This is a genomic window from Oleiphilus sp. HI0125 (genome assembly GCF_001635355.1).
Genome location: NZ_LWGF01000092.1, coordinates 1 through 880 on the forward strand (window position 1 = coordinate 1; position 880 = coordinate 880).

The window sequence follows — 880 nt, forward strand, 5'->3', positions numbered from 1 at the left end:
CAATGATGGGAATCGCATCACCTCGTGGGTGCTTCTGTTTGTAGACAAAGATTCGATGATGGACGTCTAGCATGAATTCATGAAAGTGGACGCGGCGTTTGGTAATTTTTGCGTGTTTGAATCTGTCATTATTGCAGCGCGAATCATCAAAAACATTAACCGACGCGTAAAAGAGATCCATTAGAAAACTCTTGCCGACCCCGACCGGTCCATGAATGTAAATCCCCCGAGGTGGTAGACCAAAGGACCATAAATGAAACTTCTTTCGAAGAAAAGACTGGGCGGATGCCATAGATCGTGCCAGTAACAGTGGTCTGCTGCTTGAACGGCTGCTCTCTATCTGCTCGTCGGTAAGNAAGGGTACTGGCGGGAGCGAGGCAAGAGACTCATGCAAGTCATCTAATTTTGCTGCTAGAGCAACTTGCGCGTCATCTCGTCGCACCTCCCCCGCGTCCACCATGAGTTCATAAGCCGCAGACACAGGGCCTATCGAAAAGCACCGCTGAGCGACGCGATGTTTTTCTATCATCGTCTTCATCATCATCTTCTTAGTTATGGAGTCAGTGAGTTTATAAACTCGACGATAAAGTACTCTGTATGAGTATCAAATGGATTTGTATTAGAGGCTCAAATTTCGCAGTTCAACTTGTACAAAACTAGTACAGCGGAGGTTATGGCTGGTGGAAACACGTGCTTCTCAAGATTGGATAAATTCGCGAATTCGTCGACTCGCAGCTGACTCAAATAAACGTATGTTCTCTGTATTCAGCAGCCTCAAGGTTTGGGTAATTTTAACTTCGGTGTCCGAGGTGACATGCTCTAACCTTACCAACGTATGCTTGTAATCGAGCAGAAAAGTATTCAGCGTTTCAATAGATGA

2 protein-coding genes are annotated in these 880 nt (G+C 45.7%); both read right to left on the reverse strand.

The window, feature by feature from the left end; translation table 11 throughout:
- A partial coding sequence (gene zapE / locus A3762_RS28740; RefSeq protein WP_369820652.1) for an AFG1/ZapE family ATPase occupies window positions 1-544 on the reverse strand: 544 nt, incomplete at its 3' end.
- Between the two features lie 153 nt (window positions 545-697).
- On the reverse strand, window positions 698-880 hold a 183-nt coding region (locus tag A3762_RS28115; protein WP_231878694.1), incomplete at its 5' end, for a hypothetical protein.